The organism is Streptomyces sp. NPDC091292 (assembly GCF_044757265.1).
In the GTDB taxonomy this organism is placed as follows: Bacteria; Actinomycetota; Actinomycetes; order Streptomycetales; family Streptomycetaceae; genus Streptomyces.
Genome location: NZ_JBIVUQ010000007.1, coordinates 153,349 through 171,773, shown reverse-complemented (window position 1 = coordinate 171,773; position 18,425 = coordinate 153,349). Strand labels below are relative to the sequence as shown.

The following is an 18,425-nucleotide window of genomic DNA, read 5'->3' as shown; positions in this document are numbered from 1 at the left end:
CCGGATGGCTCAGCGGACCGTGAGCGTCCCCTTCATGAAGGGGTGGATCGTGCAGATGTACGGGAAACCGCCCGCCGTCGACGGAGCCGTGAAGGTGCCCGAGGCGCCCGCCGCGATGTCCCCCGTGTCGAACGGCTTCGCACCGCCCGTCGCCGTCAGCGTGTGGGTCACCGAGTCCTCGTTCCTGACCGTGACCTTGGTGCCCGGAGCCACCGTCAGCTCCGCCGGTTCGAACGTGAAGTTCTTGATCACGATCACCGCCGCCCCACCGGTCCCCGATGCCGATGCCGAGGGCGACCCAGATGCCGACCCCGAGGGCGCCGTACCTCCCCCGCCGCCGTTCGAACACGCCGCCAGCGTCAGCAGCAGCAACACCGCCGAAGCCGCGCGCAGCGCGCCCATCCGGCGGCGAGGGAGCCCCGGCATCAGTAGCCGCCCGTACCCGTCGTGCTCCCGCTCGGGCTCGACGTCGGACCGCCCTCGATCTTCTTGCCGGTCACGTCGACCATGTACCACGAGGCGCCGAACGCCGTCGATCCCTCGCCCGCCGTCGTCCCGGCCCGCAGATCCCCGGAGAAGCGGTACAGCGGGTGGCCGTTGTACGTGATCTGCGCGGTGCCGTCGTCCCGGTCGGACGTGCCGAGGAGGTCGCTCCTGACGCCGCCCGCCCCGCTCGGCCCATCGGCCCCCGCCTCCGCCGGTGGCCATGACTTGGCGCAGTTCCCGTAGCACGACGACTTCGACGACTTGTCCCCCTCGAAGAGGTAGAGGGTGCGGCCCTGGCCGTCGACCAGGTACGTCCCCAGCGGCCCGGTCGCGGTCGTCACCTGGGACTCGCCGCCCGCCGCGCTCGGCGCCGACGACGGCGACGTGGACGCGGTGGCGGTCGGGGCGCTCGCACTCGCCCTCGTGGTCGGCGCGTTCGAGGACGCCGACGAGCCGCCGCCGCTGGAGCAGCCGCCCACCAGCGCGGCCACCACCACGGCGGCGGCCACCACTCCGGCCACGCGCAGGCCCTTGTTCCCGCCCTTGTTCCCGCTCTTGTTCCCCCGGGCTGTCTGACTCATTTTCGGGACTCCTGGTCCGGTTGTCCGGCGACGGCCCGTTCCGGGCCGCACGCGCCCCACTACACGGCAGGTCCGGGAGAAGGGCCACCAGAGAGGGACCGTCCGGGTCAGCCTGAGACCCGGACGGGCTAGAGCCGACGGTGCGTCAGGGGCCGTACGGGAGCGCTACGGGGGCTCTCCGCCCCCTTGTCTGATGCACCGTCAGGTATCACGATGGGACCCCCCCACATGACGGAACGTCACATCTGACGAGGAGGCGCACCGCCGTGCCCACCCCGATACCCCCCGCCTACGGAATGCAGCTCCCGATCCAGTCCCAGAGCACCCTCTACACCGAACCCTGGGAAGCGGACGCCACCGTCGACGACCTGGTCGAAATCGCCCGTACCGCCGACCGCACCGGCTTCCACTACCTCGCGAGCTGCGACCACGTCGCCATCCCGCGCCGCCTCGCCGACGCCATGTCGACCATCTGGTACGACCCGGTCGCCACCCTCTCCTTCCTCGCGGGCGTCACCGAGCGCGTGCTGCTCATGAGCCATGTCGCCGTCGTCGGGCTGCGCCACCCGCTCGCCACGGCCAAGCAGTACGCGACCCTCGACCACCTCTCCGGCGGCCGGCTGATCCTCGGCGTCGGGGCGGGTCACGTACCGGAGGAGTTCGAGGCGCTGGGCGTCGACTTCGCGCGGCGCGGGCCCCTCCTGGACGAGACGATCGACGCCCTGAAGGCGGCGCTCGGGCCGGAGGAGTACCCCGAGTTCAAGGGGGAGCGGTTCGCCTTCGCCGGGCTCGGGCAGCGGCCAAGGCCCGCCCAGGAGCGGGTCCCCGTCTGGGTCGGCGGCTCCTCGCCCGCCGCCGTGCGCCGCGCCGCGCTCAAGGGCGACGGCTGGCTGCCGCAGGGCGATCCGCGCGAGGAGATGCCCGCGCGGCTCGCCCGGATCAAGGCGCTGCGCGCGGAGGCCGGACTCGCCGCGCCCTTCACCTTCGGCGCCCTCACCGAACCGCTGTACATCGGCGAGCCCGGCTGGCACGTCGGGCGCCGCACCCTCACCGGCAGCCCCGACGCCCTCGCCGACTCGTTGCGCGCGTACGGCGCGATGGGCGTCCATCAGCTACAGGTCCGGTTCCGCTCCCGGAGCCGCGCCGAACTCACCGACCAGATGGCGGCGTTCGCGGCCGACGTCGCCCCCCATCTCGCGTAGGACTCGAACAGGGAGGCACCATGGGCAAGCTCGACGGGCGGGTCGTCATCGTCAGCGGTGCGGCGCGCGGGCAGGGTGAGCAGGAGGCACGGCTGTTCGTCGCGGAGGGGGCCGAGGTCGTCATCGGCGACGTCCTGGACGAGCAGGGCGAGGCGCTGGCCAAGGAGATCGGCGCCCACTACGTCCACCTCGACGTGAGCAGCGAGGACGACTGGCGCGCCGCCGTCACCGCCGCGAAGCGCACGTACGGGAAGGTGGACGGGCTCGTCAACAACGCGGGCATCCTCCGCTTCAACGAACTCGTCCACACGCCGCTGGCCGAGTTCCAGCAGATCGTGCAGGTCAACCAGGTCGGGGCCTTCCTCGGGATCAGGACGGTGGCCCCCGAGATCGCGGCGGCCGGGGGCGGCTCCATCGTCAACACCGCCTCCTACACGGGGCTCACCGGCATGGCGTACGTGGGTGCGTACACCGCCACCAAACATGCCGTCGTCGGGCTCACGCGGGTCGCCGCGCTGGAGCTGGCCGCCAAGAACATCCGCGTCAACGCCGTGTGTCCCGGTGCGATCGACACCGCGATGACCAATCCGGCGCAGCTCGACCCGGGCGCGGACCCGGAGGCGAGCGCGGCGGCCATGGACGGGCTGTATCGCAAGCTGGTGCCGCTGGGGCGGGTGGGCAGGCCGGAGGAGGTGGCGCGGCTGGTGCTCTTCCTGACGTCGGACGAGGACTCCTCGTACATCACCGGGCAGCCGTTCGTGATCGACGGGGGGTGGCTGGCCGGGGTGAGCGCCCTCTGACCCCTTGTCCGACCGCATGTGCATATGGCTGACACATCGTCAGCTATTGACGGTCCACGCGGGCGATGGAACAGTCACAGCAACAGATCTGACGGTTCGTCAGAAACAGCGGACTGGCGGGCGTCGGACACTAATCAGGGACGGTGAACCTCCTTGGAATTCGGGCTCTTTGTACAGGGATACGTGGGCAAGCGGGCCGAGACCGACCCCTTGGCCGAGCACAAGGCGCTGATGGAGGAGACCGAGTACGTCATCCAGGCGGACAAGTCCGGCTTCAAGTACGCCTGGGCGTCCGAGCACCACTTCCTGGAGGAGTACTCGCACCTCTCCGCCAACGACGTCTTCCTCGGCTACCTCGCACACGCCACCGACCGCATCCACCTGGGCTCCGGCATCTTCAACCCGCTCGCCCAGGTCAACCACCCGGTGAAGGTCGCCGAGAAGGTCGCCATGCTCGACCATCTCAGCGAGGGCCGCCACGAGTTCGGCTCAGGGCGCGGCGCCGGAAGCCACGAGATCCTGGGCTTCATCCCCGGTGTCACCGACATGAACTACACCAAGGAGATCTGGGAAGAGACCATCGCCGAGTTCCCGAAGATGTGGCTCCAGGAGGAGTACGTCGGGTTCCAGGGCAAGCACTGGTCGCTGCCGCCGCGCAAGATCTTCCCCAAGCCGTACGGCAAGTCGCACCCCGCCATGTGGTACGCGGCCGGCTCCCCGCCCTCGTACGCCATGGCCGCCCGCAAGGGGCTCGGCGTCCTCGGCTTCAGTGTGCAGAAGGTCTCCGACATGCAGTGGGTCCTCGACCAGTACAAGGGGAACATCGGGCAGGCCGAACCCATCGGGGACTACGTCAACGACAACGTCATGGTCACCTCGACCGCCATCTGCGCGCCCACCCACTCGGAGGCCGTCCGGATCGCGGCGGGCGGCGGGCTCAACTACCTCCAGTCCCTCGTCTTCCGCTACCACGACACCTTCCCGCGCCCCGAGGGCTTCCCCGTGTGGCCCGAGACGCTGCCCGAGTTCAACGAGGAGATCATCGAACTCCTCATCGCCGAGGAGCTGCTGATCTGCGGCGACCCGGACGAGGTGACGCAGCAGTGCAAGCGCTGGGAGGCGGCGGGCGCCGATCAGCTCAGCTTCGGCATTCCCATCGGGATATCCCGCGAGGACACCCTCCAGTCGATACGCCTCATCGGGGAGCACGTCATCCCGAAGATCGACACGGACCCGGTGCACCGCACGACACGGTTCCGCCAGAGCGCGGGCGACTGAGAACGGAGGGCGCCGCCATGCTCGACCACCTGATCAGGGGCGTGACCGTCGTGGACGGCACGGGCACGCCCTCGTACACCGCCGACGTCGGCATCCGGGACGGGCGGATCGCGGTGATCTCCGCGCCGCCCGGCACGCTCACCGAGGAGTCGAGGACGAGTGAGGACGCCGCCGGGCTCGTCCTCGCCCCCGGCTTCGTCGACCCGCACACCCACTACGACGCCCAGCTCTTCTGGGACCCGTACGCCACGCCGTCGCTCAACCACGGCGTCACGACGGTCGCGGGCGGCAACTGCGGCTTCACGCTCGCGCCGCTCCACCCCGACCGGCCCGAGGACGCCGACTACACGCGGCGGATGATGTCCAAGGTCGAGGGCATGTCGCTGGTCGCCCTGGAAGAGGGCGCGCCCTGGACCTGGCACACCTTCGGCGAGTACCTGGACGCCCTGGACGGCCGGATCGCGGTCAACGCCGGGTTCATGGTGGGGCACTGCGCGCTGCGACGGCATGTCATGGGCGCCGACGCGGTGGGCGGACAGCCGACACCCGCGCAGCTCGACGCCATGGTGCGGCTGTTCCACGAGGCCATGGACGCCGGGGCCTGGGGGCTTTCCACCACGCAGTCGTCCACGCACTCCGACGGCGACGGGAAACCGGTCGCCTCCCGGCATGCCCTCCCCTCCGAACTCCTCGCCCTGTCGCGCGCCGTCGGCGAGCACGAGGGCACGCAGTTGGAAGCGATCGTTGCGGGCTGCCTCGACCAGTTCGACGACGACGAGATCGACCTGTTCGTGAACATGAGCGCGGCGGCCGGGCGCCCCCTCAACTGGAACGTCCTCACCATCGACGCGGCCGTCCCCGAACGCGTCCCGCGCCAACTGATCCCCAGTGCGCGGGCCCGCGCCGCCGGAGGCCGGATCGTCGCCCTCACCATGCCGATCCTCACCCCGATGAACATGTCCCTGGGCACCTTCTGCGCCCTCAACCTCATCCCCGGCTGGGGCGACGTCCTCGGCCTCCCGGTGCCCGAACGCATCGCGAAGCTCCGGGACGCCGACGTGCGCGCCGAGATGCTGCGCCGCGCCGACAGCAAGGAGGCGGGCGTCTTCCGCCGCCTCGCCGACTTCGGCCGGTACGTCATCGGCGACACGTACAGCGCCGCCAACTCGGGTCTCACCGGCCGGGTCGTGTCGGACATCGCCGCCGAACGCGGCCTGGACCCCTTCCACTGCCTGGTCGAGATCTGCGCCGAGGACGACCTCCGTACGGTGCTGTGGCCGATGCCGCCCGACAACGACCCCGACTCCTGGGCGCTGCGCCAGGAGACCTGGGCGCACGAGGACGTCATGCTCGGCGGGTCCGACGCGGGCGCCCATCTGGACCGCATGTGCGGCGCCCCGTACACGACCCGCTTCCTCGGGGACTGTCTGCGCGGCCGGAAGCTGGTCGGTCTCGAACAGGCGGTGAAGATGCTCACGGACGACCCGGCGCGCCTCTTCGGGCTGCGCGAACGCGGCCGGATCGCCGAGGGCTTCCACGCCGACCTCGTCCTCTTCGACCCCGCCCGGATCGACGCGGGCAAGGCGACCCTCGTCCACGACCTGCCCGGTGACAGCCCCCGCCTCGACTCGAAGGCGATCGGGATCACCGCCGTGTGGGTCAACGGCGTCGAGGCCATTCGCGGTGACCAGGTCTCCGGCGCGACCCCCGGCACCGTCCTGCGCTCCGGCCGTGACACCCGGACGGTGAGTACCAGGTGACCCGCGAAGTCCTCCCCGAGGGACAGTTGTTCATAGGCGGCGAGTGGACGGCGCCCGATGCCGGTCACTACGAGGTGACCGACCCGGCGACCGAGGAGGTCGTCGGCCTCGCACCCGAGGCGAGCCGCGCGCAGGTGTACGAGGCCACGGCGGCGGCCCGGGACGCCTTCGACGCCTGGTCCCGTACCCGGCCGGAGCAGCGGGCGGCGATCCTGGACCGGGCGGCCGACCTGATGCGGGCCGGGCTCGTGCCGTACGCGGATCTCGCGAGCGCGGAGAGCGGGGCGCCGGTCGGTACGGCGCGCGGGATGCAGGTCGGGGTCGCCGTGGCCCGTTTCCGGCGGTATGCGAAGGGCGCCCTGGAGCCGGTCGAGACGCCGCTGCCGCCGCAGATCAACGAGGCGGGACCGATGGGGAAGGCGGGCGTCCTTGGCGCGCTGGCGATCCGGCAGCCGGTCGGCGTGGTGAGCTGCATCACGTCCTACAACAACCCCTGGGCGAACCCGGCGGGCAAGGTCGCGCCCGCCCTCGCCATGGGCAACACGGTCGTCGTGAAACCGGCGCCGCAGGACCCGCTGTCCGTGTACCGGATGGCCGCCGCGCTCGCGGAGGCCGGGGCGCCGCCGGGCGTGGTGAACGTCGTCTCGGGCCGTGCTGTCGGCGTGGGCGAGGCGGCGGTGGACTCCCCGGACGTCGACATGGTCAGCTTCACCGGCTCGACGGTGGTCGGGCAGCGGATCGCCGAGGTCTGCGGCCGGGACATGAAACGCCAGCTCATGGAGTTGGGCGGCAAGGGCGCGGCCGTCGTCTTCGACGACGCGGACCTCGAAGCGGCGGTCGCGGGCATCGGCACCACCTTCTCCTTCTACAGCGGCCAGATCTGTACCGCGCCGACCCGCGTCCTCGTCCAACGCGGCCTCCACGACCGGCTGGTGGCCGCGCTCGCCGCCTATGCGCGGGCCCTGCCGGTCGGCGACCCCCGGGAACCCGGCACGGTCGTGGGCCCGGTGATCTCGGCGGCCCACCGCGACCGCGTCGAGTCGTACGTCGACCTCGGCCGCAAGGAAGGCGCCCGCCTGGTCACCGGCGGCGAACGCCCCGCCGTCGCGGGGGGCCGGGGCTCCTATGTCGCCCCGACCCTCCTCGCGGACTGCAGGGCCGACATGCGGGTGGTCCGCGAGGAGATCTTCGGCCCGGTCGTGGCCGTCGTCCCCTTCACGGACGAGGAGGAGGCCGTAGCCCTCGCCAACGACTCCGACTACGGCCTCATCGACTACGTCTGGTCCGGCGACGTGGCCCGCGCCTTCCGCACCGCCCGCCGGCTGCGGGCGGGCGGGGTCGGCGTCAACACGGTCGGCCGCAACATGGAGGCACCGTTCGGCGGCTTCAAGAAGAGCGGCGTGGGCCGAGACGTCGGCTCCTACGCCCTGCACGCGTACAGCGAAATCCAGTCGGTGATCTGGCCGGGCTGAGGCCAGGACCTGACGCCGGCCGGCGCCGGGAGGGGGACCCTGTTTTCAAAAGTGGCCAGATCTCCGGTAGGTCATGGAGATCTGGCCACTTTTCACAACAGACCCCCCGGACCCCGCCGCTCGCCGAGCCGGAACGGCGGGCTCCGGGTGGGTCAGGCCGCCGGGGTCACCAGTTGATACAGGTCGCCGGCACGTATCCCTCGACGCCACGGTGGTAACCCCAGTACCACTTGTCGCTGGTCTTGCCGCACAGCGTGTACTTCTCGCCCACCGTCGCCTTGCCGTCGTCGCACAGGTCGCCCCGGCCCGCCTTGAGCCACAGGCCCAGCGCGGTGCCGTTCACCTTCTTCGTCGTACGGATCTTCACGTTCTCCTTGGCCGTGACATTGGAGATGTTGTTGCCGCAGTTGTGCGCGGCGGCGGCTGCCGGGGCCGCGGTGGGCGTGGCCGCCACGGCGACCCCGCCCGTCAGCGCGGTGCCCACCAGGGCGACGGTGGCGATGGCGCTCGCCGCCAGCTTCAGCTTCATGCGATGTTCTCCATTGCGATGGATGCCAATTCCCCCGGGAAGCGGGCCGGTTACGAACGGAGTTACTGGCCACGCGCCCCCGTTGAGACGTGATCATGCCATCCGAATAGATCACCTGTGCGGGTGCGAACGCCTTGGTGACGTGCCTGTGACAGGACGGGACGGTTCCGGAACAGGGGTGCGGTCAGGTGCCCAGGAACACCGGGTTCGTGAACGCCGCCAGCGGGCCCGGGAACCCGGTCGTCACGGGTGCCCGCCGGACCTCGGCGCGGACGTACGCGGCGTACGCGGGCGTCGTGCGCCACTCGGCGGTGACCGAGCCGGACTGCGGCACCGCCGTACTGAACAAGGTGCCCTGATCGGTGACGAACAGGAGCGTGCACCCGGGCACTCCGGCGACCTCGGCCCGTACCGTCACGGGGGTGTCCGCGTCGACCCGCAGCCGCTCACCGATGCCCGCGTACTTGCCGCGCCCGCCGCTCGCCGAGAACGCGACCGTCACCTCGGACGACTCGGCGACATAGCTGCGGCCCGCGCGGATGCCGTCCTGGATCGCCGTGCGCGTCAGGTCGTCGGCGAGCACCACCGTCTGCGGCAGGCCGATCCGGTCCGGGTCGCGGTGCGCGTCGCTGTTGCCCATCGCCGGAATCCAGTCACGGCGGCCCTGCCGTACCCCGGCGACCAGGGTGTTGTCCCAGTCCGCGAGGGACACCTCGTCCTCGGGCGTCCAGGGGCCGTTCCACACCTCGACCGCGTCGGCCTCGCCGAAGCCGAACTTCCAGTTGCAGCCGATGCAGGTGGCGTGCGGGTGCGCGGGCACGACCAGACCGCCCGCCGAGCGGATCTTCCGGGCGTAGTGCCCGAACCGGTTGTCCCGCGCGCGGTAGCGCCAGTCGATGAAGGTGCCGGGCTCGGTGCCGAGCGCCACCACATGCCCGTTGCGCGTGGTGACCTCCTCACCCAGCATGATCAGCAGGTCGTCGCCCGCCTGATCGGCCCAATGGGCGTGCGCCGACTGCGTGTTGTGCTCGGACGTGTTGATGAAGTCGAGCCCGGCGGCGCGCGCGAGCGCGGCGATCTCGGCGGGCGTCCGCTTGCCGTCGGAGTACCACGAGTGCAGATGGCAGTCGCCCCGGTACCAGGCGCGCCCGCGCCCCCGGGCCCGCTCCGGCGGATACACCGGCTTCGGCGTCCGGCCCGGCTCCCCGTACGTCAGCGTGATCGTGACCTCGTACGGGAGGCCCTGCGGCGCGACCGTGTACGGGCCGAGCGCGATGTGCCAGGTGCCCGCGCGGACCGGACCCGGGAGGTAGCCGGGGGTCGCGTCGTCGGCGCGGAGGAAGAACTCGGTGCGGGCGCCGCCGGACCAGCCGCGGAAGCCCTGGCCGCCGAGGTCGGTGCCGCGTTCGTCGAAGATGCCGATGTCGAGGGCGTTGCCCGCGGTGCCGGCGGGGACGGTCACCCGCTCGTAGGTGTACGCGACATGGATCTCACGCACCCCGCGCGGGACCTCGACGGGCAGGTACACGAAGTCCGGCGAACCGGTCGGCAGGGTGCCCCGGACCGTCTTCGTCTCCTTGCCGCCCGGCTCTCTGTCTGCCGCGCCGGGATTCTCGGCACCGCTCGCGAAACTCACGCTTCCCAACGTAAGCGCGGCGGCGGCGCCCGTCACGAACAGAGTGCGCCTGCCGATCGTGGTGTCGTCCTCACACATGGAATGCCCCCTGGGGGTCGGGTGTGACCTGGGTCGGGTGTGACACGGGTGATGCCACGCAACTCTGGTATTGACCCGTGAACTCCCGAGCAAGGGAAGGGGATCGACAGGTGGACAAGCGGATGGTCTTCTGTCGGCCGTGCGTGTAGGAAGAGGGCGCCTCGCTGACCCACACCCCCGGAGCGCGCCGATGCGGATCTCGACCACGATGTTCCTGACCGACGAGACGATCACCCCCGTACGGCTGGCGCGGGAGTTGGAGGAGCGTGGCTACGCGGGCCTGTATCTGCCCGAGCACACGCACATCCCGGTGGAACGGACGACTCCGTACCCGGCGGGCGGCGACCTGCCCCCCGAGTACTGCCGCACCTTCGACCCCTTCGTGGCCCTCGCCCAGGCCGCGGCGGTCACCGACCACCTCACCCTCGGCACCGGCATCACCCTGGTCGCCCAGCACGACCCGATCGCCCTGGCCAAGCAGATCGCGACCCTCGACCATGTCTCCGGCGGCCGGTTCACGCTGGGCATCGGCTTCGGCTGGAACGTCGAGGAGGCCGCCGACCACAACGTCGACTGGCGCACCCGCCGCGACCTCACCCGCGACCGCATGGCCCTGATGCGCGCCCTGTGGTCCACCGAACCCACCGCGTACGAAGGCGAGTTCGGCATCTCGGTCCGCGCCAGCCACGCCTACCCGAAACCGGTCCAACGCCCCCGGGGCCCGCTCACCGGCCCCCGCACCCTCGTCGGCGGCGCGGCGGGCCCGAAACTCTTCGCGCACATCAGCGCCTACGCGGACGGCTGGATGCCGATCGGAGGCCGCGGCCTGACGGAATCCCTCCCGGTCCTGCGCACCGCCTGGCAGGAGGCGGGCCGCACCCCCGACACCCTCCAGATCGTCCCGCACGCCATCCTCCCCACCCCGGGAAAGCTCACCCACTACGCGGACCTGGGCATCGAGGAGGTGGTCGTGCAGTTGCCTCCGGCGGGGGAGAAGGAGGTCCTGACGGTCCTGGACGAATACGCGCGGTACGTGTAGCCCGGAAATCAGGTGGAGCCGAGGGCGACTCTCTCCTTATGGTCGCGAGATGAGCAACCGAGTATTCCGGGTAACGGTGCGTGGCGTCTTCGAAGGCCTGACCGAGCAACAACGCTCGGCCCTACTGACGAGGGCAGAGGACCACGACGTCCTCAAAGCAGCCTTCACTACGGAGGGCCATCTCACGTACGACATCAAAGCCCGAGACGCCTTCACGTTCCGCTTCAAGGACACGGGAGAAGCGGAGGAGGACATCCTGGAGGCGGAGGAACGAGCGGAAACGGCAGCGAAGGCCTGGCTGAACGCCGGGGGCTACGGCTACAAGAACCTGAGATCGCAGGGCGAGGACCTGTCCCAGGCCCCTCTGGGGAAGAGACAACGCCGGGCAGCGGCGGCCCGCACCCAGGGACGCACCTCTTAAGGGGCGCGGGGAACTGCGCGACCAGCCACAGCGCACCCGCAGCGTTCCGACTACCCCAGCCCCGCAGCTTTTAGGGGCGCGGGGAACTGCGCAACCAGCCCCAGCGGACCCGCAGCTCCCCCCACCCCCCCCAATAATCCAGTCACCTCTTAAAAGCGACATACCCCCACTGATCCACCGGCGTCCCGGTGAACGGCTCCTCCGGATGCCACAGATCAATCGACCCGAACCCGGGCTCAACCATCTCCAGCCCCTCCGCAAAGGAGCGAAGCGTCTCGGCCGGCCGAGACTTATAAGGCAGCGCGCCCCCGTCCTCGTACTCATCAGACGCCGCCCGAGTCTCCGGCGTCTCAATCGTGTCGCAGGTGATGAGACAACTGCCGGCCGGGAAGGCGTCCAGGTAGCTGCGCAACAGCGCACGGGCCTGGTCGTCGTCCGTGACATGCCCGAGCGTGGAGAGCAGCATCAACGCGACCGGCTTCGCCAGGTCAAGCGTCTTCGCGGCCAACGGCAACACCGTCGCCGCGTCGGTCAGGTCCGACGGCACATAGGCCGTGGCCCCCTCCCGAGTGCTGACAAGCAGAGCGCGGGCGTGCGCCAGCACGATCGGGTCGTTGTCGACGTAGACGATCCGCGACTCGGGGGCGACCGCCTGCGCGACCTCGTGCGTCGAGTTCGCCGTCGGCAACCCGGTGCCGAGGTCGAGGAACTGTCTGATCCCCGCCGTCTCGGCCACGTACCGCACCGCCCGCGCCTGGAACTTCCGGGACGCGCGGGCGATGGTGATGATCTGCGGGAACATCTCCTCCATGTGCGCGCCGAGCTGCCGGTCGACCTCGTAGTTGTCCTTGCCGCCCAGCCAGTAGTTCCACATCCGCGCCGAGTGCGGCGTGCTCGTGTCGATCTTGTCCACCGGTGCCTGCTCCGCGTCCATCGCGCTCTCCTCGCCTCCGCACCCGCACAGCCCGTACGGGGCACGCCCATGCTTTCCCACACGGTACGCGTACACCAGCCGCACAAGTGGGCAACTCCGGTCCGAAACAGGCGCGGTGTGGTCGGAGTCAGGGGTGGTTGCGGTACGAGTCGCTCATGTTCGGCGGAGCATTGTGCACGGAGCGGGAATTGAAGACCTGGCGGTCGTGCCACGCCTGCTCGCGGCGCCGCTGTTCGAGCAGCAGCCCGTCCGCGTTCTCCGTACGCCTGTTGCCCCGCCGCATGATGATGACGATCAGGACGACCGCCACCGCCGCCATGCCCCCGAGCAGTACTCCCAGCGCGATCATCGTCGGACCCCCGTCCCGCCGGGCGGCCACCGCCTCCGGCACGCGAACTGACACAACACGTGCTACAACCCTACCCGCCCGGCCGAGATCCGCCCAGGGCAGACGCTGTCGGTCCCCGCTCGTATGCTCGGGACCATGACTGACAGCCCCACCGCCAACGCCATGCGCCGTGCCCTGCGCCGTGCCCGGGACGGCGTCGCGCTCGACGTCACCGAGGCCGCCGTGCTGCTCCAGGCGCGCGGCGACGATCTGAGCGACCTCACCGCGTCGGCGGCGCGGGTACGGGACGCGGGTCTGGAGGCGGCGGGCCGCCCCGGGATCATCACGTACTCCAAGAGCGTGTTCATCCCGCTCACCCGGCTCTGCCGCGACAAGTGCCACTACTGCACCTTCGTGACCGTGCCGGGCAAGCTGCGCCGCGCCGGCCACGGCATGTTCATGTCCCCGGACGAGGTCCTGGACATCGCCCGGCGCGGCGCCGAACTCGGCTGCAAGGAAGCCCTGATCACCCTCGGCGACAAGCCGGAGGACCGCTGGCCCGAGGCCCGCGCGTGGCTGGAGGCGGAGGGGTACGACGACACGATCGCGTATGTCCGCGCGATGTCGATCCGCATCCTGGAGGAGACCGGGCTGCTGCCCCACCTCAACCCGGGCGTCATGACCTGGACGGACTTCCAGCGGCTCAAGCCCGTGGCCCCGTCGATGGGGATGATGCTGGAGACCACGGCGGTCCGGCTGTGGAGCGAACCGGGCGGCCCGCACTACGGCTCGCCCGACAAGGAACCGGCCGTCCGGCTGCGGGTCCTGGAGGACGCGGGCCGCTCCTCGGTGCCGTTCACCAGCGGCCTGCTCATCGGCATCGGCGAGACCTACGAGGAGCGCGCCGACTCGCTGTTCGCGCTGCGCCGCGTCGCCCGCTCCTACCACGGCATCCAGGAGCTGATCATCCAGAACTTCCGCGCCAAGCCGGACACGGCGATGCGCGGCATGCCGGACGCCGAACTCGACGACCTCATCGCGACGGTCGCCGTGGCCCGGCACATCATGGGCCCGTCCGCCTGCCTCCAGGCCCCGCCCAACCTGGTCGACGCCGAGTACGGACGGCTGATCGGCGCAGGCATCGACGACTGGGGCGGCGTCTCACCGCTCACCCCCGACCACGTCAACCCCGAGCGCCCCTGGCCCCAGATCGACGAACTCGCCGCCCGCTCCGCCGACGAGGGCTTCCAGCTGCGCGAACGGCTCTGCGTGTACCCGGAGTTCGTCCAGCGCGGCGAACCCTGGCTCGACCCCCGCCTGCTGCCGCACGTCCGCGCGCTGAGCGACGGCGACACCGGCCTCGCCGACCCCGACGCCATCCCGTCCGGCCTGCCCTGGCAGGAGCCCGACGAGGGGTACGTCGCCTCATCGGGCCGCACCGACCTGCACCGCACCATCGACACCGAAGGCCGTACGGCGGACCGGCGCGACGACTTCGACGAGGTGTACGGCGACTGGGAGGCCCTGCGCGAACAGGCGGCGCCCGGCATGGTGCCCTCCCGTATCGACGGCGACATCCGCACCGCGCTGCGCCGCGCCGCCGACGACCCGACGAAGCTCACCGACGACGAGGCGCTGGCCCTGCTGCACGCGGACGGGCCCGCCCTGGACGCGCTGTGCGGCATCGCGGACGACCTGCGCGCCTCGGTCGTCGGCGACGACGTCACGTACATCGTCACGCGGAACATCAACTTCACCAACGTCTGCTACACCGGCTGCCGGTTCTGCGCGTTCGCACAGCGCCGCACCGACGCCGACGCCTACACGCTCTCCCTCGACCAGGTCGCCGACCGGGCCGCGCAGGCGTGGGACGTCGGCGCGGTCGAGGTGTGCATGCAGGGCGGTATCCACCCCGACCTGCCGGGCACCGCGTACTTCGACATCGCGCGGGCCGTGAAGAAGCGGGTACCGGGCATGCATGTGCACGCGTTCTCGCCGATGGAGGTCGTCAACGGCGCGACCCGCACCGGCATGTCGATCCGCGACTGGCTGACCGCCGCGAAGGAGGCGGGCCTCGACTCGATGCCGGGCACGGCGGCGGAGATCCTGGACGACGAGGTCCGCTGGATCCTCACCAAGGGCAAACTGCCCACCGCCACCTGGATCGAGGTCATCGAGACCGCCCACGAACTGGGCCTGCGCTCCTCGTCCACGATGATGTACGGCCATGTCGACCAGCCCCGCCACTGGCTGGGCCATCTGCGCACCCTCGCCGGTATGCAGGAGAAGGCGCTCGCGAAGGGCGTCGAGGGCTTCACCGAGTTCGTGACCCTCCCGTTCATCCACACCAACGCGCCCGTGTACCTCGCGGGCATCGCCCGCCCCGGGCCCACCACCCGCGACAACCGCGCCGTCACCGCGATGGCCCGCCTCCTGCTGCACCCGCACATCCGCAACATCCAGACCAGTTGGGTCAAGCTCGGCACCGAGGGCGCGGCGGAGATGCTGCGCTCCGGCGCGAACGACCTGGGCGGCACCCTCATGGAGGAGACCATCTCCCGGATGGCGGGCTCCAGTTACGGCTCGTACCGCTCGGTCAAGGACCTGATCGCCATCGCGGACGCGGCAGGCCGCCCGGCCCGCCCCCGGACCACGCTGTACGGCGAGGTCCCCGAGGAACGGCAGCGCGCGGCGACCGCGTCGGACGGCCATCTCCCGCGCCTGCTCCCGGTGTTGGGGGACTGACGGCGGACACCACCGGGGACGGAGGGACGGAGGGACGGAACCGGAGGCGGTCGGTCGGCGTCGGGACGTACGGACCTACACGCGGGCTCCGTCTCATCTCTGGGGGATGTGTGACGACGTTCCAAGCGACGTACCGGACGACGACGTACCGGACGGTGTGGTGGACGGGCGGCGCCCTCGCCCTGTGCGGGGCGCTGCTCACCGGCTGCACCTCGCAGCCGCCGCCCGACAAGAAGGCGGACGCCACGCCCACACGGACCACGGCGTCCCCGAGCCCCACCTCGCTCGGCTACACCCCCGACCCCGCCCGCGTCCCCACCTCCCGCACCGCCGCCCGCGCCCTCGCGGCCCGCATAGCCACCGGACCCGAGGTGTACGGCCCGGGTTACGAGAAGTCCGCGCCGTACGACAGCGACCCCGCCGAGTGGACGGTCCTCGACGGCTCCTGCGACTGGCAGCGCGAGCGGTTACCCGCCGACAGCGACGTACTCGCCACCCTCACGCGCCGCAGCGAACTTCCCGCGTCCGGCGGCAAGGGCCGCGTCCGGATCGCCGCCGTCGTCACCGTGCACCGGGACACCGCCGCCGCCGACCGGGAGATGGCCGAGACCCTGGAAGAGGCGATGCGCTGCCCCGACCAGCGACTCGGCCCCACCGAACGGGTCACCGAACTGCTCTCCCTCGGCTCCGCCTACGGCCAGGGCGGCAACATGTCCACCGACGACGTCCTGAACGAGCGCGGCAAGTACGTGGACGAGACGATCGGCGGCGCCCCCGTCTTCTACGGCTGGCAGCAGTCCCGGCTCGGCCCGGTCACCTTCGCCGTCGTGGTGAAGGGCGCCCAGGGCTTCGCGGCCGAGGAGCTGGAGAGAACCCAGGTCAGCGGGTTGACCTCGATGCTCGGCCGGATCAAGCAGCAGTTGGGAGCCACCTCATGACCGAGCCCCTGACGCCCTCCGACCCGTCGGCGATCGGCGGCCACCGACTCCTCGGCCGGCTCGGCGCGGGCGGCATGGGCGTCGTCTACCTCGCCCGCGCCGAGTCCGGCGCGCTCGCCGCCGTCAAGGTCATCCAGAGCGAGTACGCGGCCGACGACGAGTTCCGGGCCCGGTTCCGGCGCGAGGCGGACGCGGCGCGCCGCGTCGCCAGCCCCTGGGCGGTACCGGTCACCGGCGCCGACCTGGACGCCGAACAGCCGTGGATGGCGACGGCGTTCGTACCGGGCCCGGCGCTGAACGAGGCGGTCGCCGCATGCGGCCCGCTGCCGGTACGGAGCGTCCGCGTACTCGGCAAGATGCTCGCCGGCGCGCTCACCGCCGTCCACGCGGCCGGCCTCGTCCACCGCGACGTCAAACCCGGCAACGTACTGCTGGCCGTCGACGGGCCCCGCCTCATCGACTTCGGGATCGCCCGCTCCCTGGACGACACCGCGCTGACCTCGGCCGACCTCGTCATCGGCACCCCCGGCTTCCTCTCGCCGGAGCAGGCGCGGGCGCTCGGCGACGCGCTCGGCCCGGCCACCGACGTCTTCTCGCTCGGCTGTCTGCTGGCGTACGCGGCGACGGGCCGCCCGCCGTTCGGCACCGGCGCGGTCGACGCCCTGCTGTACCGGACGGTCCACGACGAGCCGGACTTGAGGGGGCTCGACGGCGGGGCGGACTCGGGCGGAGCGGGCGTAGAACTGGCCGCCCTCATCCGCCGCTGCCTCGCCAAGGACCCCGCCGACCGCCCCACCGCCCCCGAGGTCGACGCGGCGCTGATCGAGGACCTGCCCTCCGGCACCGCCGACTGGCTGCCCGCCGACGTCGTCCGGATGATCGCCGACCGGGCCGCCGAGATGCTCGCACTCCCGGACATCGAACCGACCTGGGCGGACCCGGCCGCGCCCACCACACCGGACCACCCGGACCGCCCGAACCGGCGCCGCTTCCTCGCCCTCGCCTCCGGCGCCACGCTCCTCGCGGCCGGCGGCGGCGCCGCCCTCTGGGCCGCGCTCGCCGACGACACACCCCCGCCGAAGAAACCCGCCGCCCGCCGCTGGACCATCGGCGTCCAGGCCGACCTGAGCGGCCCGCTGAAGGCGGTCGGCCGGGCGCAGGAGCGGGGCGCGCGGCTCGCCGTCGAACAGTTCAACGCCCGCGAGGACCGGCCCTTCGATGTGACCCTCAAGACCTCCGACGACGGCGGGCGGCCGGAGCGCGCGGCAGCGGCGGCCAGGAGTCTCGTCGCCGACCGGGACGTCCTGGCGGTGCTCGGCCCTTCCGACGACCGGACGACATCGGCCGCCGTCGCCACGTACGACGCGGCGCTGCTCCCACTGATCACGGTGGTGAGCGGCGACAGCTACCTGCTGCTCAACCAGCCGCGCTCCGTGCTGCGGGCCCGCCCGATCCACTCCGACGGCGGCGCCAGGATCGCGTGGGTCCTCCTCAACGACGCGCGGTCCGGGGTGCCGGGGCTGATCCAGGACCGGCGCGACGACGTGGTGTCCTGGCAGTACGGGCAGATGGTGAACGCCATGCTGCGGTACGGGGGCCGCCCCGCGTACCCCCGGGTCGTCCCGGTGTCCACCCGCGACTACCGGCCGATCGTCGACGATCTGCTGGACCGGGGCGTCGGCTCGGTCGTGTACTGCGGCACCCCGGAAGGCGCAGCGACGGTCGCGAAGCTGCTCGCCGAACGGGGTTTCAAGGGGCCGAGGTTCGCCGACGAGACCGTCTTCGACCCGGCGTTCCCGAAAGCCGCAGGGAAGGCCGCCGAAGGCTGGACGGTGGTCTCCGCGGCGATCGGTCCCGGCGCCCCCGAGATCCGGACATTCGCCGCCGCCCACCGCAAGCGGTTCGGCGTGGCGCCCGCACGGTGGGCCGCCGAGTCGTACGACGCCGTCAACTTCCTCATCCAGCAGGTGGTGAAGGCGTCCGGCGGCGGAAAGCGGCGCCCGGCGCCCAAGTCGCTGATCGCACCCCTGCGGGCCGCCCGCTACGACGGCATCGTGAAGCCCCTCGCCTTCGAGACCAAGAACCCGAACCGCATCGGCGACTTCGTGGGCACCGGCATGTATCTGTACGAGGTCACCGACGGCGCGTTCCGCTACACCGGCCCCGCGCCCGTCAGCGCCGCCCCGGGGAGCTGAGGC

16 protein-coding genes are annotated in these 18,425 nt (G+C 71.5%); 10 read left to right on the top strand and 6 right to left on the bottom strand.

Features of this window, described 5'->3' with window-relative positions; all coding sequences use genetic code 11:
* Positions 1 to 9: 9 nt before the first annotated feature.
* The gene (locus ACIQNU_RS21045; protein ID WP_401368430.1) at positions 10 to 426 is read right to left on the bottom strand and encodes a cupredoxin family copper-binding protein; all 417 of its coding nucleotides are present in this window, start codon (positions 424 to 426) and stop codon (positions 10 to 12) included.
* Positions 426 to 1,067 (bottom strand): hypothetical protein, encoded by a 642-nt coding sequence (locus ACIQNU_RS21040; RefSeq protein ID WP_401368428.1) that lies wholly within the window; start codon positions 1,065 to 1,067, stop codon positions 426 to 428. Before ACIQNU_RS21040 ends, ACIQNU_RS21045 begins: the two co-directional genes overlap by 1 nt.
* Positions 1,068 to 1,363: 296 nt before the next feature.
* Between ACIQNU_RS21040 and ACIQNU_RS21035 the strand changes: the two genes are divergently transcribed.
* The 5 genes from ACIQNU_RS21035 to ACIQNU_RS21015 all read left to right on the top strand — a co-directional run bounded on the left by ACIQNU_RS21035 (position 1,364) and on the right by ACIQNU_RS21015 (position 7,579).
* Positions 1,364 to 2,269 carry an LLM class F420-dependent oxidoreductase gene (locus ACIQNU_RS21035; protein WP_401368982.1) on the top strand — a complete coding sequence of 302 codons (906 nt, stop codon included), beginning with the start codon at positions 1,364 to 1,366 and terminating at the stop codon, positions 2,267 to 2,269.
* Positions 2,270 to 2,289: 20 nt separating this feature from the next.
* Positions 2,290 to 3,069: an SDR family NAD(P)-dependent oxidoreductase gene (locus ACIQNU_RS21030; protein ID WP_401368425.1), complete on the top strand. Its 780-nt coding sequence runs from the start codon at positions 2,290 to 2,292 to the stop codon at positions 3,067 to 3,069.
* A 153-nt stretch (positions 3,070 to 3,222) separates the two neighbouring features.
* A complete protein-coding gene (locus ACIQNU_RS21025; RefSeq protein WP_401368423.1) occupies positions 3,223 to 4,347 on the top strand; it encodes an LLM class flavin-dependent oxidoreductase in 1,125 nt (374 codons plus the stop codon).
* Between the two features lie 17 nt (positions 4,348 to 4,364).
* Positions 4,365 to 6,107 (top strand): amidohydrolase family protein, encoded by a 1,743-nt coding sequence (locus ACIQNU_RS21020; RefSeq protein ID WP_401368420.1) that lies wholly within the window; start codon positions 4,365 to 4,367, stop codon positions 6,105 to 6,107.
* Positions 6,104 to 7,579, top strand: coding sequence for an aldehyde dehydrogenase family protein (locus tag ACIQNU_RS21015; RefSeq protein ID WP_401368417.1), 1,476 nt, complete (start codon positions 6,104 to 6,106; stop codon positions 7,577 to 7,579). The genes ACIQNU_RS21020 and ACIQNU_RS21015 overlap by 4 nt, the downstream gene beginning before the upstream one ends.
* A gap of 166 nt (positions 7,580 to 7,745) precedes the next feature.
* On the opposite strand, the gene ACIQNU_RS21010 is transcribed toward ACIQNU_RS21015, so the two are convergent.
* The gene (locus tag ACIQNU_RS21010) at positions 7,746 to 8,108 is read right to left on the bottom strand and encodes a hypothetical protein (RefSeq protein ID WP_401368415.1); all 363 of its coding nucleotides are present in this window, start codon (positions 8,106 to 8,108) and stop codon (positions 7,746 to 7,748) included.
* A gap of 184 nt (positions 8,109 to 8,292) precedes the next feature.
* A complete protein-coding gene (locus tag ACIQNU_RS21005; RefSeq protein ID WP_401368412.1) occupies positions 8,293 to 9,822 on the bottom strand; it encodes a CehA/McbA family metallohydrolase in 1,530 nt (509 codons plus the stop codon).
* Positions 9,823 to 10,012: 190 nt separating this feature from the next.
* Between ACIQNU_RS21005 and ACIQNU_RS21000 the strand changes: the two genes are divergently transcribed.
* The gene (locus ACIQNU_RS21000) at positions 10,013 to 10,861 is read left to right on the top strand and encodes a TIGR03619 family F420-dependent LLM class oxidoreductase (RefSeq protein ID WP_401368409.1); all 849 of its coding nucleotides are present in this window, start codon (positions 10,013 to 10,015) and stop codon (positions 10,859 to 10,861) included.
* 49 nt (positions 10,862 to 10,910) lie between these two features.
* Complete coding sequence (locus ACIQNU_RS20995; protein WP_401368408.1) at positions 10,911 to 11,282, top strand: DUF6204 family protein; 372 nt, start codon at positions 10,911 to 10,913, stop codon at positions 11,280 to 11,282.
* 142 nt (positions 11,283 to 11,424) lie between these two features.
* Here ACIQNU_RS20995 and ACIQNU_RS20990 read toward each other — a convergent pair whose 3' ends face one another.
* Together ACIQNU_RS20990 and ACIQNU_RS20985 are read right to left on the bottom strand one after the other, a co-directional pair.
* Positions 11,425 to 12,216, bottom strand: a complete 792-nt coding sequence (locus ACIQNU_RS20990; protein ID WP_401368406.1) for an SAM-dependent methyltransferase — start codon at positions 12,214 to 12,216, stop codon at positions 11,425 to 11,427.
* 127 nt (positions 12,217 to 12,343) lie between these two features.
* The gene (locus ACIQNU_RS20985; protein ID WP_401368403.1) at positions 12,344 to 12,565 is read right to left on the bottom strand and encodes a hypothetical protein; all 222 of its coding nucleotides are present in this window, start codon (positions 12,563 to 12,565) and stop codon (positions 12,344 to 12,346) included.
* A 123-nt stretch (positions 12,566 to 12,688) separates the two neighbouring features.
* Between ACIQNU_RS20985 and ACIQNU_RS20980 the strand changes: the two genes are divergently transcribed.
* The 3 genes from ACIQNU_RS20980 (at position 12,689) to ACIQNU_RS20970 (ending at position 18,422) form a co-directional block, all read left to right on the top strand.
* Positions 12,689 to 15,289, top strand: coding sequence for a bifunctional FO biosynthesis protein CofGH (locus ACIQNU_RS20980; protein WP_401368402.1), 2,601 nt, complete (start codon positions 12,689 to 12,691; stop codon positions 15,287 to 15,289).
* A gap of 110 nt (positions 15,290 to 15,399) precedes the next feature.
* Positions 15,400 to 16,227 carry a hypothetical protein gene (locus ACIQNU_RS20975; protein ID WP_401368399.1) on the top strand — a complete coding sequence of 276 codons (828 nt, stop codon included), beginning with the start codon at positions 15,400 to 15,402 and terminating at the stop codon, positions 16,225 to 16,227.
* A complete protein-coding gene (locus tag ACIQNU_RS20970) occupies positions 16,224 to 18,422 on the top strand; it encodes a bifunctional serine/threonine-protein kinase/ABC transporter substrate-binding protein (RefSeq protein WP_401368396.1) in 2,199 nt (732 codons plus the stop codon). The genes ACIQNU_RS20975 and ACIQNU_RS20970 overlap by 4 nt, the downstream gene beginning before the upstream one ends.
* The last annotated feature ends 3 nt before the right edge of the window (positions 18,423 to 18,425 follow it).